This window comes from Sulfitobacter sp. 1A13421, from assembly GCF_043557285.1.
In the GTDB taxonomy this organism is placed as follows: domain Bacteria; phylum Pseudomonadota; class Alphaproteobacteria; order Rhodobacterales; family Rhodobacteraceae; genus Sulfitobacter; species Sulfitobacter faviae.
Window position 1 is genome coordinate 76953 of sequence record NZ_JBIFFQ010000004.1, and the last position, 14893, is coordinate 91845.

The following is a 14893-nucleotide window of genomic DNA, read 5'->3' on the forward strand; positions in this document are numbered from 1 at the left end:
TTAAAATGACCGACAAGATTGCCTATTCGCGCCATGACGACATCGTCGTGCTGCGCATCGAAAACCCGCCCGTCAACGCGCTGAGCCAAGCCGTGCGCCAAGGGCTGGCGGACGGCATGGACCGTGCCGAGGCCGAAGACGGCGTCCGCGCCGTGATGATCGTGGGCGAGGGGCGCGCCTTCATCGCCGGGGCCGACATCACCGAATTCGGTAAGCCGCCGATGGAGCCGCATCTGCCTAATCTCTGCAACCGCATCGAAGCCTCGCCGCTGCTGGTCGTCGCTTCCATGCATGGCGTGAGCCTCGGCGGCGGTCTCGAAGTTGCGCTCTCGGCTCATTACCGCATCGCCCAGCCTTCGGCCCGCGTGGGTCTGCCCGAAGTTCACCTTGGCCTCATCCCCGGCGCGGGCGGCACCCAGCGTTTGCCGCGTCTGATTGGCGTTGAACCCGCGCTCGATGCGATCACCACAGGCCGCCACATCAAGGCGCCACAAGCGCTTGAGATGGGCATCGTCGACCGCGTGGAGGAGGGCGATCCGCAGGAAGTGGGCCTCGCTTACGTCCGCGAATTGCTCGACAGCGGTGCCGAGCGGCGTCCGATCTGCGAGATGCCCGCGCCCGCGCCGATCGACTGGGATGCCGCCTATCATGCGACGCTGAAAAAAGGTCGCGGCCAGATTTCCCCTGCCGAGGCGGTGCGCGCCGTTCAGGCAGGTGTCGAAAAACCCTTCGAAGAGGGCATGAAGGCCGAGCGCCGCATCTTCTCGGAGCTGATGAACACCGACCAGCGGCAGGGCATGATCCACGCGTTTTTCTCCGAACGGGCGGTCAGCAACCTGCCGGAACTCAAGGGTGTCGAGCCGCGCGAGTTGAAAGCCATCGGCGTCATCGGTGGCGGCACCATGGGCGCGGGCATCGCCACGGCGGCGCTGCTCTCGGGCTTTTCGGTCGTGTTGATCGAGATGAAGGAGGAGGCCGCCAAGGCCGCGCATGAGCGTATCTCCGGCAACCTCGCCGGTGCGCTGAAACGCGGCAAGATTGATCAGGCGAAGTTCGATCACCTGACCGGCACGGCGCTGACCGTCTCCACCGAATACGACAGCCTCAAGGACGTCGATCTGGTGGTCGAAGCGGTGTTCGAGGACATGGACGTGAAAAAGGACGTCTTCGGCAAGCTCGACGCGGTTTGCAAGCCCGGCTGCGTGCTGGCCTCCAACACCTCCTATCTGGACGTGAACGAGATCGCCGCCTCCACCAAACGCCCTGAGGACGTGATCGGGCTGCACTTCTTCTCGCCCGCGCATGTGATGAAACTGCTCGAGGTCGTCGTCGCCAACAAGACCGCGAAAGACGTGGTCGCCACTGGCTTCGCGCTTGGCAAGGCACTGGGCAAGGTCTCTGTCCGCGCAGGTGTCTGCGACGGCTTCATCGGCAACCGCATCCTCGCCACCTACCGCACCGCGGCGGACCACATGGTGTTGGACGGCGCCAGCCCCTACAAGATCGACGCGGCGCTGGAGAAATTCGGCTTCGCCATGGGCCCCTTCGCCGTGGCCGACCTCGCCGGGCTCGACATCGGCTGGGCCACGCGCAAGCGCAAGGCCGCCACGCGCCACCCCGAAGAGCGGGTGCCAACCTATATCGACCGGCTCTGCGAGCAGGGTCGCTTTGGCCAGAAGACCGGGCAGGGCTATTATATCTATGAGAAGGGCAAACGCGGCGGCACGCCGAACCCGGAAATCACCCGCCTGATCGAAGAAGAGCAGAAAGAACGCGGCATCACCCCGCGCGAGTTCACCGACGCCGAGATCGTGCGCCGCTACATGTGCGCCATGGTCAACGAGGCCGCCAAGGTGCTCGAAGAGGGCATCGCCAAACGCCCGCTCGACATCGATATGACCCTGCTCTTCGGCTACGGTTTCCCGCGCTACTGGGGCGGCCCGATGAAATGGGCCGATATTCAGGGCCTGCCCAACGTGCTGGCGGCGATCGAAGGGTTCGCCGAGCAGGACCCTTGGTTCTGGAAGCCCGCGCCGCTGCTGGCCGAACTGGTCAAGACCAACCGCAACTTTGATGATCTGAACAAGGAAGCTGCCAAATGAAACAGGCCGTAATCGTCTCTGCCGTCCGCACCGGGCTGGCCAAATCCTTCCGCGGGTCATTCAACATGACCCACGGTGCCACCATGGGCGGCCATGTGGTCGCCGAAGCCGTGAAACGTTCGGGCGTTGAGCCTTCGGCCATCGAAGACGTGATGATCGGCTGCGGCTACCCCGAGGGGGCGACCGGATCGAACATCGCGCGCCAGATCGCCCTGCGTGCGGGCCTGCCGGTGACCGCCTCGGGGGTGACCGTGAACCGCTTCTGCTCGTCCGGCTTGCAGACCGTCGCCATGGCCGCCAACGCCATCTGCATGGAAGGCGCAGGCCCGATGGTCGCGGGCGGGGTCGAGAGCATTTCGCTGATCCAGCCGCATGTGAAATCGGTCAAGGAGCCTTGGCTGGAAGAGCACAAGCCCGAGGTCTACATGGCGATGATCGACACCGCCGACATCGTGGCCAAACGCTACAACATCAGCCGCGAGGATCAGGACGCCTACGGTCTGCGCAGCCAGCAGCTGATCGCCAAGGCGCAGGAGGCCGGTCTCTTCGACGACGAGATCGTGCCGATGCAGACCACCATGGGCGTGCAGGACAAGGAAATCAAGGAGGTCTCCACCCGCGAGGTCACCGTGGACCGCGACGAATGCAACCGCCCCGGCACCACGATGGAAGGGCTTGCGGGCCTCACGCCGGTGCGCGGCGAGGGGGCCTTCATCACCGCCGGTAACGCCAGCCAGTTGTCGGACGGTGCCGCAGCACTGGTGCTGATGGACAGCAAGCAAGCCGAGCAGCAGGGGCTTCAGGCCATGGGCGCCTTCCGCGGCTTCGCCGTGGCGGGCTGCGAGCCCGACGAGATGGGCATCGGCCCGGTTTTCGCCGTGCCGCGCCTGCTGGAGCGTCATGGACTGACCGTCGATGACATTGACCTGTGGGAGTTGAACGAAGCCTTTGCCAGCCAAGCGCTCTATTGCCGCGACCGTCTGGGCATCGACCCCGACAAATGCAACGTGAACGGCGGCTCCATCGCCATCGGCCATCCCTTCGGCATGACCGGGGCGCGGATGACCGGCCACATCCTGCGCGAAGGCCACCGCCGAGGCGTGAAACTGGGCGTCGTGACGATGTGCATTGGCGGCGGCATGGGGGCGGCTGGCCTCTTCGAAATCTACTAAAGGGGGCCGACATGGACCTGAGCTATACAGACGAAGAACGCGCCTTCCGCGAGGAGGTGCGTCAATTCCTCGCCGAGAAACTGCCAAGCGAGCTTTCTGAGAAGGTGCGCCGCGGGCAGGAGCTGACCAAGGATGACCACGAGCGCTGGCACGCGATCCTGAACGAACAGGGCTGGCTCGCGACCAACTGGCCCAAGGAGTTCGGCGGGGCGGCGTGGAACGCCGTGCAGCGCCACATCTTCGAGGAAGAGGCCGCCGCCCACCACGCGCCGCGCATCGTGCCCTTTGGCCTGTCGATGCTGGCGCCGGTGCTGCAGAAGTTCGGCTCGAAAGAGCAGCAGGACTACTGGTTGCCGCGGATTCTCTCGGGCGAAGACTGGTGGTGTCAGGGCTATTCCGAGCCGGGCGCCGGGTCGGACCTCGCCTCGCTGAAGACCACCGCGGTGAAGGACGGCGATCACTACGTGGTCAACGGCCAGAAGACATGGACCACGCTGGGCCAGCACGCCAACATGATCTTCTGCCTCGTGCGCACCGACAAGGACGTGAAACAGCAAGAGGGCATCTCCTTCCTGCTGATCGACATGGAGACGCCGGGCATCACCGTGCGCCCGATCATCCTGCTGGATGGCGGCGCCGAGGTGAACGAGGTCTTCTTCGACAACGTCAAGGTGCCTGCCGAGAACCTCGTGGGCGAGGAGAACAAGGGCTGGACCTACGCCAAGTACCTGCTGACCCATGAGCGCACCAACATCGCGGGCGTGGGCTTCTCCCAAGCCGGTCTTCAGGCCGTCAAACGCATCGCCAAGTCCGAGATGGCCGGGGGCCGTCCGCTGATCGAGAACCCGCATTTCGCCGCCCGCGTGGCACAGGCTGAGATCGACCTGATGGCGATGGCCACCACCAATCTGCGGATCATCTCGAAAGCCGCTGCAGGGCAGGCGCCGGGCGTGGAAAGCTCCATGCTGAAGGTCAAAGGCACGATCATCCGGCAGGAGATCAACGACCTCGCGCGCCGTGCGGCTGGGGTCTACGCAATGCCCTTCGCCTCCGAGGCCGTGGCAGGCAGCAACGATGCGCTGCCCGATCCCAATGATGCCGGCCCCGTGGCCGCGCAATATTTCAACAACCGCAAACTGTCGATCTTCGGCGGCTCCAACGAGATCCAGCGCCAGATCATCGCCAAGACCATGTTGGGAGGTGGCAAATGAATTTCGACCTGACTGAAGAACGCCAGATGCTGCAGGACAGCCTGCGGCGCTTCCTGCGTGACAAATACGACACTGAGACCCGCAACCGCATCCTTGAAAGCGAGACCGGCTATTCGACCCAGATCTGGGAAGGTCTGGCCGAACTGGGCGTGATCGGCGCGCTCTTCACCGAGGAACAGGGCGGTTTCGGCGGTGCGGGTTTCGACCTTGCCGTGGTCTTCGAAGAGCTGGGCCGCGCCGGGGTGGTCGAACCGCTTCTGGACAGTGCCGTGCTGGCCGGTGGGCTGATCGCCGATCTCGGCACCGAAGAACAGCAAGAGCATATCGAGCAACTGATCGGCGGCGCGCTGCAACTGGCCTTCGCCCATGGCGAGCCGGGCAGCCGCTATGACCTCGAGCGGGTCACCACCTCGGCCACGCAAAACGGCGACCAGATCGTGCTCAGCGGCCGCAAGGCCGTGGTGGCCAATGCCGAGGCCGCCGACTTGCTCGTCGTCTCCGCCCGCGAAAGCGGGGAGGCAGGGGACCGCGATGGCATCTCGCTCTTCCTCGTACCCGCGGATGCGAAGGGTTTAACCGTGACCGGCTACGCGCTCTTGGCCGGTGGCCGCGCCGCCGAGGTAACGCTGGATGACGTGACCCTGCCGGAAAGCGCCCGTCTGGGCGCGGCGGGCAAGGCATTTGACGCCATCGAGACACGCACCGCCATGGCCACCGCCGCGCTCTGCGCCGAAACGCTGGGCGCGATGGAGACCGCCTGCGACCTCACTCGCGAGTACCTCGGGACCCGCAAGCAGTTCGGCCGCCCCATCGGCAGCTTCCAAGCGCTGGCGCATCGCATGGCGGACCTGCTCATCGACCTCGAACAGGCGCGCTCGGCCGTGATCAACGCGGCAGGCCATCTGGAGGACGACCGCGCCAGCCGCGAGCGTCACGTCTCGGCCGCCAAGAACCTGATGGGCCGCGTTGGCCGTCTGGTCGCGGAGGACACGATCCAGATGCATGGCGGCATCGCCATGACGCAGGAGTACGAACTGGCGCATATCGCCAAGCGCATCACCATGGCGGACCACCGCTTTGGCGATGTTGACCATCATTTGGAGCGGTTCATTGCACTATCCGCCGCATGATGCACCGACCAGCGGGGTTCAGCAGCTGATCGGGTTTACCCCCGACCTGTCGAACCCCGATGGCAGCACCCGCGTGACGCTCGACCTCGGCCCGCAGCACCTGAATGTTTCGGGCGTGCTGCACGGCGGGCTGCATACGCTGATGCTTGACGTTGCCGCCGGTTTCGCCTGCGCGCGGCACTGCGCGATGAGCGGGCCTTTCGTGCCGATGCTGACGCTCTCGCTGACCACCGACTACATCGGCGCGGTCCGCGAGGGGCGGATCATCGCCACAGGGCGCGTCACCGGCGGGGGCTTCAAGATTCTCTACGCCGAGGCGCAGTTGCACGATGCCGAAGGCCGCCTGCTGTCGCGCGCCACCGGCGTATTCAAGAGGGCCAAGACATGAGCGCACGTATCGAGGACCGCGGCGACCGGCTGATCGTCTGGAACGGCAACGCAGAGAAACGCGGCGCGCTGACGCCCGCGCTCTACGACGCGATTGCCGAGGCGATGCGACTTGCCGAGGAGCCGCGCATCCGCGCGGTGATCCTGACCTCCGAGGGGCGGTTCTTCTGCGCCGGGGGTGACCTCAACGTGCTCATCGAACGCCGCAAGCTGACCGAGGAGGTCCGCCGCGAGCGGGTCGATGCCTTGCATGATCTGGTACGGTCGATCCGCGCCTGCCCGGTGCCTGTCATTGCCGCCGTCGAAGGTGGTGCCGCGGGCGCGGGCCTGTCACTGGCGCTGGCCTGCGACATGATCGTGGCCTGCGAGGACGCGCAGTTCACCGCCGCCTACGTCAAGGCCGGGCTTGTGCCCGATGCGGGGCTGACGGCGTCACTCGCACGGCTCCTGCCGCGCCCCTTGGCGATGGAGATGTGCCTGCTGGGCCGCCCGGTCATGGCCATGCGCTTTGCCGAACTGGGCGCGGTCAACCGCATCTGCCCCAATGGCCGCGCGCTCGACGAGGCGCTGATGCTGGCCGACACGCTGGCCGCGGGCCCGCGCGACGCGCAAGCCACGATCCGGGCCTTGGTCGGGCAGGCCTATGAGACCGACGAAGCCGCGCAGCTCGACGCCGAGCGCAACGCCATGGCCCGCGCCGCGGGCGGCGACGAAGCCGCCGAGGGCATCGCGGCCTTTTTGGAGAAACGAAAGCCCCGGTTCTAGCCGGGCGGCGGCTGCCGGAGGAGGGGGCCGCTATTAGGCAGGAGGAGACACCCATGAATGCCAGGGTACAGGATTTTCTAGCTGAGCAATTGGCGACCCGCCCAGAGGCACCAGCGCTGAGCGACGCCAGCGGCGCGGCTTGGAGCTTTGCCGATCTGGACCGCGCGCGTCGGGCCTTGGCGGCGGAATTGCGCGCCGCGGGGGTGCAGGCGGGCGACCGCGTGCTGTTGATGGTGGAAAACTGCGTTTCCGCCGTGGCCGGGCTCTATGCCGCGTGGGAGTTGGACGCCGTGGCGATCCCCGTCAACGCCCGCCAGAGCGAGGCCGAGGTCACCCGCATCATCAACCACGCCACCCCGGCGGCGGTTCTGCTGACCTGCGAGGTCTCGCCCGAGGCGGCGGCCCATGCGGAACGGCTGAACGCGCGCGAAATTACGGGCGATTTCGGCAGCCTGCACCTTGCCACACCGCTGCCCAGCAGCCCGGATGCCGATCTGCATGACGTGGCGGTGTTGCTTTATACTACCGGCACCACGGGTGACCCCAAGGGCGTGATGCTGACCCATTCCAACCTGCGCTTCGGCGCGCGGGCCTCTGCCGATCTGCGCCAGATGGTGCCGGGCGATGTGGTCTATGGCGTCTTGCCGATGACCCATGTCTTCGGCCTTGTCTCGGTGCTGATGGCTGCGGTTAGCGCGGGCGCGAAGGTGCGGCAGGAAAGCCGCTTCTCCGCCGCGAAACTGCATGCCGCGACCCATGAAGACGTGACGATCCTGCCTGCGGTGCCGCAGATGCACGCGCTCGTCATGCAATACTCGCGCGAAGGTGGCATGGCGAAACTGGCCAGCCCGACATTGCGCTATGTCTCTTCGGGCGGCGCGCCGCTGGATCCCGCATGGAAGCGCAAGGCCGAGGCTTTCTACGAACTGCCCTTGCAAAACGGTTTCGGCATGACTGAGACCTGCTCGGGCGCATCGGCCACGACCAATGCGCTTGGCTCCCCCGATACCTCCGTCGGGCCGGTGACGCCGGGCACCGAGTGCAAGATCGACGACCAAGCCCCCGGCGGCAATGGCGCGGGCGAGGGCGAGGTGCTGGTGCGCGGCCCGCATGTGATGAAGGGCTATTACCGCAACCCGACTGAGACCGACAAAGCCATCGACGCCGAGGGCTGGCTACACACCGGCGATCTGGGTAAGCTCGATGAGGAGGGGCGGCTGCACATCCTCGGACGCTCAAAAGAGTTGATCATCCACGGCGGTTTCAACGTCTACCCGCCTGAGGTGGAAGCCGCGTTGAACGATCACCCGCGCGTGGTGCAATCGGCGGTGGTCGGACGGCGACGCGAGGGCGATGAAGAGGTGCTGGCCTTCGTGCAGGTGGCACCGGGGGACGAGGTCACGGCAGAGGAGCTGCGCGGTTTCGTCAAGGAACGGCTCACCGGCTACAAACGACCCGCACAGATCATCGTGGCCACTGATCTCCCCGCAGCGCCCACGGGCAAGATCCTGAAGCACCGCTTGCTGACGGCCTTTGCCGATCAACTGGCGTGACGGGGCGGGGCGCAGAGGAGCCCCGCATCTTTATCAGACGTAAGTCCCTTCTGCCGCGGCGCGGATCGCGCGAATGTTCTCGCCATAGGGCGCAGGATCGCTGACCGAACCGCCCTTGAAGACGGCAGAGCCCGCCACCAGCACATCGGCCCCGGCCTGCGCCACCAGCGGCGCGGTCTTGGGATCGACGCCGCCGTCGATCTCGATATGCACGGGCCGGTCGCCGATCATGCTGCGCAGCTCGCGGATCTTGGCGGTCATGTCGATGAACTTCTGCCCGCCGAAACCGGGGTTCACGGTCATCACGCAGACCAGATCGACCATGTCGAGGATCTCGGCCACCGCGCTCGCCGGCGTGCCGGGGTTCAGCGCCACGCCCGCCTTGGCACCCGCGCCGCGGATCGCTTGCAGGGTGCGGTGGATATGCGGGCCAGTCTCGACATGTGCGGTGATGAAATCGGCGCCCGCCTTGGCGAAGGCTTCGATATAGGGATCGACCGGGGCGATCATCAGATGCACGTCCATCACGCCCTTGATATGGGGCCGGATCGCCGCGCAGGTGGCGGGGCCGAAGGTGATGTTGGGCACGAAATGGCCATCCATCACGTCCACATGCACCCAATCGGCGCCTTGGGCTTCGATGGCTTGGCATTCGGCACCGAAATTGGCGAAATCGGCAGCGAGGATGGAGGGGGCGATCTTGATCGAACGGTCGAAAGTCATGGGGGCAGGCCTTTGTTACGAGGGTTGGCCCCTCATAACGGCTGACCGCCCCCGGGGAAAGAGGGCTAGAGGTCGAGCTCCAGCACCCCGCCGGGCTGCGCTGCGCGGGACTGGCAGAGGATGATCGCCCCCTCGCGTTGCTTGGCCGAGAGCACGAAGTCGCGGTGTTCGACCTCGCCGCCGCGCAGCCCGCATTTGCAGACGCCACAGATGCCGTCGGAGCATTTCAGGTCCACCGGCACCCCCGCCGCGATCAGCGCCTCGGCGGCTGTCTCCTCGGCCCCGACGTCGATTTCGCGGCCCGAGGTGAGCTTTAGCGTAAAGGGGTGGTTCTCGTAATCCGGCAGCTCGGGGGTCGAGAAGTATTCAAGATGCCGCGCCTCTTCGGGGATGCCTGCGCCCTCGGCAGCGGCCATGACCGATTGCATATAGGCGTCCGCCCCGCAGGTGTAGACATGGGTTCCCTCGGGCGCGCGGGCCATGATCGCGGGCAGGTCGGCGCGGGTGCCCTCGGCGGAGATATGCAGATGCACCCGGTCGGCCCAGGGCATGGCGGCCAGTTCCTTGGCAAAGGCCGCGGCCTCGCGGGTCGAGGCAGAATAATGCAGATCGAAGGGCCGCCCGAGCGCATGCAGACGATGCGCGAAAGCGATCATCGGCGTGATGCCGATGCCGCCGCCCATCAGTAGGCTGTGGGGGGCGTCTTCGATAAGTTTGAAATGGTTCACCGGCTTGCCGACGAAGATGCGGCGGCCCTGCGTAAACACCCGGTGCAGCAGGGCCGAACCGCCGCGGCCCGCTTCCTCGCGCAGCACGGCGATGCGGTAACGGCTGCGGTCTTCGGGGTCGCCCAAGAGCGAATAGGGGCGCAGGTATTCCGGGGCCACCACCAGATCGAGATGCGCGCCCGCCGTCCATGCGGGCAGGTCATGCCCCTCGGGGTGGGCGATGTCGTAAAGCCTTGTCGTGGCGTTCAGCTCCTCCACCGCGGTGATCCGCAGGTCGAGCACCGGGGTATCGCTGCCGACTTTGTAGAGATGCAGGTGGTCGGTCTCCCCCGCTGCCGTCTTGCGGCGGTGTTCATCGGCCCTGATCAGGGCGGCATGGGCCTTGATCCCGGCCTCGCGGTTCATCGGGTCGGGATAGGGCCACGGGTGCGGGGCCAGCGGGGCGGGGTAGACGGCGAGGGTCTGGTCTTCAAACCTAAGGTCCAACTCCGGTTGCAGGTCGCGCGCGTTCACGGGTTGCGCGGGGGTATCGAACTGGCCCGAGGGCTTGCGTTCGATGTCCCACCACCATTTCTTCACCGGGTTCAGACGTCCTTTGCCGACCTTGTCGTCGAGCTTGGCTAAGAGCGGTGCGGCGGCGGGAATGTTCGAGGCGGCCCAGCGGAAGGGCGCTTCGGCAAAGAGCCCTTCTAGGTTCCACGGGCAGGTCTTCATGCAGCGCCCGCACATGGCGCCGCCTTGGTTGGTGATCCGGTAGGTGGCGCATTTCTGGCTGTCGGATTTCCAAATCTCGTAGCCGTTGAACATCTTCTTCGGCCCCGCGGTGATCGCGCCGGAGGGGCATTCGCGGGCGCATTTGTTGCAGGCCTCGCAGAACTTTTGCAGGCCGAAGTCGATGGGCTTGTCGTGGGCGACGGGCAGGGTGGTGGTGACCACGCCGGATTTCAGTCGCGGGCCGAGAAAGGGGTTCAGGATCACCTCCCCGATGCGGCTGACCTCGCCCAAGCCCGCCAGCAGCAGGAGCGGCGGTTGCAGCACGTCGCCGTCCATCACCGTATGGGCCTTGGCGGAATGCCCGAGGTTGCGCAGATGCTGCGCCAGCACGCCGCCCAGCATCGAGAACCGCAGGTAGGCGCGCATGGATTGCGACACGGCGATCCAGTCGTCGCCCGAAGAGCCTTCCATCGTGTCATACCCCTGGTCGATGATCAGGCTCAGCGCTTGGTCATGCGGCGGGGTGATCGGGGTGCCGGTGGCATCGTGGCTGTACCACGTCCACTCCGGGCAGGCCGAGAGGCCCGCGGCATCGGCGCCCAGAAAATAGCTCGCTGCCTTGAGGTTCGCCGCATTGCGGGCGGCATCCCCGGCCTCGGGGGCGTCTTCGTTCACCGGCCCGTCCTGCAACAGGATCAGCGCGCCCAGCAGGCGGCGCTGTGCGGCGGAGGGGGCGGATTTGATCACGTGATGCCCGCCCTTCATGGCGTTTTGCACCTTCGGCCCCATGTCGCCGAACTGCCCGCGTGCGAAGAGGTCTCCACGCTTCGGCACGCGCGGCACATTGGGGGCGTCGATGTAGGTGGTGGGTTCCGCCACCCGCTTCAACGTCTCGAAGGGATGCGGGCCCATGGCATAATCACGCCGCGCGTAAGGGTCGACGTCGCGCGCGCTGATCCCGCCGTGGATGCCAAACTGCCAATGTGGGCCTTTCAGCACCGACCACGGCTGTTCGGCCAAGGGGCAAAGCGGCATGTCAGGGGCGAGTGTCATGTCGGTCGTGACCACGGCCAGCCCGAAACGCGGGCCGATCCATGGCGCTTGCAGCCTGCCGCCCTCCACCACCGCGAGCCCCGCGGCCACGGCCAGCTGGCCGAGGTTTACTTCCGAGGTCGTGGCGGAATGGACCTTGGCTGCGAAGCCCAACTGGCGGATGTATTCGGCGAGCACGGTGGCGTTCTCGGTCCCGCGCAGGCAGGCGCGCTCGGCTTGCGCGTCCATGATCCAGTCGCTGCCCGGCTCGCCCCCGCGCGGGTCGCGGGGGTAGGCGGTGAGGATCACCAGCGCATGACTGTGGCCGTCGATCGGGGTTTCTGGCGCATCCACGGCGTCGCGCAGGTTGGCCATGATTACATCGACGCCCGCGGCCAGCGTCTTGGTCTGGCGGCTGCGCAGACCTTCGGCCAATTGCGCGGTGCCTTGGCTGCGGCGCGGGTAGGGTAGCCCTGCCGCGCGCGGCAGGGCGCAGATGCCCATCATCGAGGCATCGTTGTAATAGCCAAAGGATTTCAGATGGTTGGCCCGCTCCTGCGGGCTGTCGGGGATCACTGCGCCCGCCCTGTTGACAGGCCCGTCGCGCAGCACGTCCATCATCGCCTGAAAGGGGGCCATGGCGTTGCAGATGCTCTGCGGTGCCTCGGGTCGCTCGAACCGCAGTTCCGGCTCGGGCGTCTTGGGCAGCCGGTCATGCGGTGCCTGTAACCGGCGCAGCCGTTCCAGCGGAAAGGGGCCGAGGTGCATGGGGCGGGTCTTGGACGAAAAGAGCTTCATGGACAAATCGATGCCACGCTTTGGGATGATATGCTAGTCTTGGTTGTATCGGTAAATACCGCTCTCGCTTGACTTTTTGCGCAGCCGCCGACCATGCTGCGGCAAAATTGGAGGAGTAAGATCATGACCCTGTTCACCCGCCGTCAGGCCATCGCAACTTTGGGCGCCGCAACGGCTGTGGGGCTGGCGGCACCGGCACTGGCGCAGAACCGCAAGATCACTCTGGGCGCGCTGCGTTTCACCAGCCACGCGGGCAGCTTCGTCGGCTTTGAACGGGATTATTTCAAAGAGGCCGGTCTGGATGTCGAACTGCGCTTTTTCGAGGCCGCGCAGCCAATGGCCGTGGCGATTGCCAGCGGCGATGTGGACTATGCGATCACCGCGATTTCCGGTGGGCTGGTGTCGCTGGCGCAAAAGGGCGCGGTCAAGGTGATCGGCGGCGGCCTGCAAGAAGAGCAGGGCATCGACGGGCAGAAATTCCTCGTCTCCGACGCGGCTTATCAGGCGGGCATCACCGCGCCGGGCATGTTGGACGGCAAGAGCTTTGGCATGACGCAGGCGGGGTCGTCCTTCCACTATATGGGCTCCAAAATGGCCGCGGCTGAGGGGATCGACCTCAAGTTCAAGCCGCTGCAAAAGGTCGGCGCGGTGATCGGCGCGCTGAAGTCGGGCCAGATCGACGCATGGTCGATCGTGCCGCATATCGCCAAGCCGCTGGCCGGGTCGGGTGCCGTGCATATCATCGGTGATGTGGCGACCTATCTGCCGGATTATCAGGTGACCACGGTCTTCACCTCGACCAAAAACGCCACGAATGAGCAGGAGATGACCAAGAATTTCCTCGCCGGTTATTCCAAAGGTGTCGCCGATTACAACGCGGCGATGATCGCCAAGGAAGGCGGCGATGCGGGCGTGGATGAGATGGTCGATCTGATCCACAAATATGTCTACACCGACCGCCCGCGCGACAAGGCCGCGCCTTCGATCATCAATGGCACCATGCGCCTGAACGAAGGGGCCAAGCTGAACGTCGCCTCGGTCCGCGATCAGTTGGAGTGGTTCCAGTCCGAAGGGTTGGTCGATGCCGACATCACTTTGGACACGCTGATCGACACCTCTTATGTTGAGACGATGGGCAGCTGATCGCGCGACTCTCTGAATGCTACGCAGTGCAAGGCGCGCTCCCCACGGGCGCGCCTTTTCCTTTTGGGCCTGCAAGGGGATTTCCGCCGCGCATGACTGGCAATACCGCCGTGCGAAAATACCTATGATGCTGATGCGGGGCCAAGCCCCTGACCAGAAAACGGGAAACGACGGTGAGCGACGGCAGTTTTTTCGCCCTGAACGGCTATCATTTCGCATTAGGGGCCGTGGGGGCGGTGGTCATCCTTGCCCATTGGCTGCCCCGTTTCTTCAGTCGGCGAGAGCCTGCGGCCTCGGGGCTGTTGATCCTTTTGGGCATGGGGGTCTTCGCCCTTGTCCCCGGCATGCCGACATTCCCCGACCCGCGCACCATGCCCTTCCCTTGGGAGGTCGTGTCGGAGCTTTGCGTGATCGTCGCGCTTTTCGCGACGGGGCTGCGGATAGACCGGCTTTCGGATTGGTCCCGCTGGGGGCCGACGGCGCGGTTGCTGGCGCTGACCATGCCGCTGACGATCCTGTCGGTCGCGCTGATGGGCTGGGCCTTTGCGGGGATGACTGCGGCGGGCGCGATCCTCTTGGGGGCGGTGATGGCGCCCACCGATCCGGTTCTGGCCGCCGATGTGCAGGTCGGCCCGCCGCATGAGGGTGGCGAGCATCCGGTGCGTTTCGCGCTGACGACCGAGGCGGCACTCAATGACGGCTTGGCCTTTCCTTTCGTCTACCTTGGCATTCTGGTCGCCGCCGAGGGGTTGGCCCCGGCGTCTTGGGGCGTGGAATGGCTGGCGCGGGACGTCTTTTGGCGCATCGCCGTGGGTGCCGTCATGGGGGCTGCGGGGGGCTGGGCCTTGGGGCAGGTTCTCTTCGCGGTGCCGCGCAATGCGGTACTGGCCGAAACCTCCTCGGGCGTGGTGGCCTTGGCGGGGGTGCTGTTGTGCTATGGCACCACCGAATTGGCCGAGGGCTATGGCTTTATCGCCGTGGCAATGGCCGGTCTGGTGATCCGGCGGGTCGAGGCGGATCATGCATTCCACCGCCGTTTGCATGACTTCACCGCCGCTGTTGAACATGCGCTGACGGCGCTTTTGCTGGTGGCGATTGGCGCGGTGATGCCTGCCTTGCTGAGCGATCTGACCCTTGCAGGCGCGGTGATCGTGCTGGCGCTGATCTTTGTCGTGCGCCCCTTGGCGGGGTGGCTGTCGCTTATGGGCACGCCGCTTGAGACGCGCCCCCGCTGGGTTATCGCGCTCTATGGGATACGGGGGATCGGGTCGATCTATTACCTTGCCTATGCGGCGGGGAAGGTCGAGTTTTTGGACGAGGAGCCGCTGTGGGCGATGGTGGGTTTTGCCATCCTTCTGTCGACCTTGGTGCATGGGTTCACCGCCGGGATCGCGGTGGACGGGCTGCGCGGTAAGGGGGAGCCGCGCTCCTAACC

Annotated in this window: 11 protein-coding genes; 9 read left to right on the top strand and 2 right to left on the bottom strand. The window is 65.7% G+C overall.

Translation table 11 applies throughout. The features are described 5' to 3' along the window. Nucleotides 1–5 precede the first annotated feature (5 nt). From ACGYLI_RS09330 to ACGYLI_RS09360, 7 genes are read left to right on the top strand one after another with little or no spacing between them, the layout of a single operon-like run. On the top strand, nt 6–2102 hold the full coding sequence (locus tag ACGYLI_RS09330) for a 3-hydroxyacyl-CoA dehydrogenase NAD-binding domain-containing protein (RefSeq protein ID WP_394418980.1): 2097 nt from the start codon (nt 6–8) through the stop codon (nt 2100–2102). Then, the gene (locus ACGYLI_RS09335; protein WP_394418981.1) at nt 2099–3274 is read left to right on the top strand and encodes an acetyl-CoA C-acyltransferase; all 1176 of its coding nucleotides are present in this window, start codon (nt 2099–2101) and stop codon (nt 3272–3274) included. The genes ACGYLI_RS09330 and ACGYLI_RS09335 overlap by 4 nt, the downstream gene beginning before the upstream one ends. 11 nt (nt 3275–3285) lie before the next feature. After that, on the top strand, nt 3286–4485 hold the full coding sequence (locus tag ACGYLI_RS09340; protein ID WP_394418982.1) for an acyl-CoA dehydrogenase family protein: 1200 nt from the start codon (nt 3286–3288) through the stop codon (nt 4483–4485). Beyond that, nucleotides 4482–5615, top strand: coding sequence for an acyl-CoA dehydrogenase family protein (locus ACGYLI_RS09345; protein WP_394418983.1), 1134 nt, complete (start codon nt 4482–4484; stop codon nt 5613–5615). Before ACGYLI_RS09340 ends, ACGYLI_RS09345 begins: the two co-directional genes overlap by 4 nt. Beyond that, nucleotides 5596–6003 (top strand): PaaI family thioesterase, encoded by a 408-nt coding sequence (locus ACGYLI_RS09350; RefSeq protein ID WP_394418984.1) that lies wholly within the window; start codon nt 5596–5598, stop codon nt 6001–6003. Before ACGYLI_RS09345 ends, ACGYLI_RS09350 begins: the two co-directional genes overlap by 20 nt. Next, nucleotides 6000–6767, top strand: a complete 768-nt coding sequence (locus tag ACGYLI_RS09355; protein WP_394418985.1) for an oxepin-CoA hydrolase, alternative type — start codon at nt 6000–6002, stop codon at nt 6765–6767. The genes ACGYLI_RS09350 and ACGYLI_RS09355 overlap by 4 nt, the downstream gene beginning before the upstream one ends. Nucleotides 6768–6820: 53 nt before the next feature. Next, nucleotides 6821–8320: a class I adenylate-forming enzyme family protein gene (locus ACGYLI_RS09360; protein ID WP_394418986.1), complete on the top strand. Its 1500-nt coding sequence runs from the start codon at nt 6821–6823 to the stop codon at nt 8318–8320. Between the two features lie 33 nt (nt 8321–8353). Here the strand turns inward: ACGYLI_RS09360 and rpe are convergent, their stop codons facing one another. Together rpe and ACGYLI_RS09370 are read right to left on the bottom strand one after the other, a co-directional pair. Then, nucleotides 8354–9043, bottom strand: coding sequence for a ribulose-phosphate 3-epimerase (gene rpe, locus ACGYLI_RS09365; RefSeq protein WP_394418987.1), 690 nt, complete (start codon nt 9041–9043; stop codon nt 8354–8356). Between the two features lie 65 nt (nt 9044–9108). Then, on the bottom strand, nt 9109–12315 hold the full coding sequence (locus tag ACGYLI_RS09370; RefSeq protein WP_394418988.1) for a 4Fe-4S double cluster binding domain-containing protein: 3207 nt from the start codon (nt 12313–12315) through the stop codon (nt 9109–9111). A gap of 123 nt (nt 12316–12438) precedes the next feature. Between ACGYLI_RS09370 and ACGYLI_RS09375 the strand changes: the two genes are divergently transcribed. Together ACGYLI_RS09375 and ACGYLI_RS09380 are read left to right on the top strand one after the other, a co-directional pair. Further along, a complete protein-coding gene (locus tag ACGYLI_RS09375) occupies nt 12439–13458 on the top strand; it encodes an ABC transporter substrate-binding protein (protein ID WP_394418989.1) in 1020 nt (339 codons plus the stop codon). Between the two features lie 173 nt (nt 13459–13631). After that, nucleotides 13632–14891, top strand: a complete 1260-nt coding sequence (locus tag ACGYLI_RS09380; protein ID WP_394418990.1) for a cation:proton antiporter — start codon at nt 13632–13634, stop codon at nt 14889–14891. Nucleotides 14892–14893 lie beyond the last annotated feature (2 nt).

Excerpts from the sequence above, each read along its gene's own strand:
- ACGYLI_RS09370 (WP_394418988.1), bottom strand. The coding sequence starts at position 12,315 with ATGAAGCTCTTTTCGTCCAAGACCCGCCCCATGCACCTCGGCCCCTTT.
- ACGYLI_RS09345 (WP_394418983.1), top strand. The coding sequence starts at position 4,482 with ATGAATTTCGACCTGACTGAAGAACGCCAGATGCTGCAGGACAGCCTG.
- ACGYLI_RS09340 (WP_394418982.1), top strand. The coding sequence starts at position 3,286 with ATGGACCTGAGCTATACAGACGAAGAACGCGCCTTCCGCGAGGAGGTG.
- ACGYLI_RS09330 (WP_394418980.1), top strand. The coding sequence starts at position 6 with ATGACCGACAAGATTGCCTATTCGCGCCATGACGACATCGTCGTGCTG.
- ACGYLI_RS09360 (WP_394418986.1), top strand. The coding sequence starts at position 6,821 with ATGAATGCCAGGGTACAGGATTTTCTAGCTGAGCAATTGGCGACCCGC.
- ACGYLI_RS09375 (WP_394418989.1), top strand. The coding sequence starts at position 12,439 with ATGACCCTGTTCACCCGCCGTCAGGCCATCGCAACTTTGGGCGCCGCA.
- ACGYLI_RS09335 (WP_394418981.1), top strand. The coding sequence starts at position 2,099 with ATGAAACAGGCCGTAATCGTCTCTGCCGTCCGCACCGGGCTGGCCAAA.
- rpe (WP_394418987.1), bottom strand. The coding sequence starts at position 9,043 with ATGACTTTCGACCGTTCGATCAAGATCGCCCCCTCCATCCTCGCTGCC.
- ACGYLI_RS09355 (WP_394418985.1), top strand. The coding sequence starts at position 6,000 with ATGAGCGCACGTATCGAGGACCGCGGCGACCGGCTGATCGTCTGGAAC.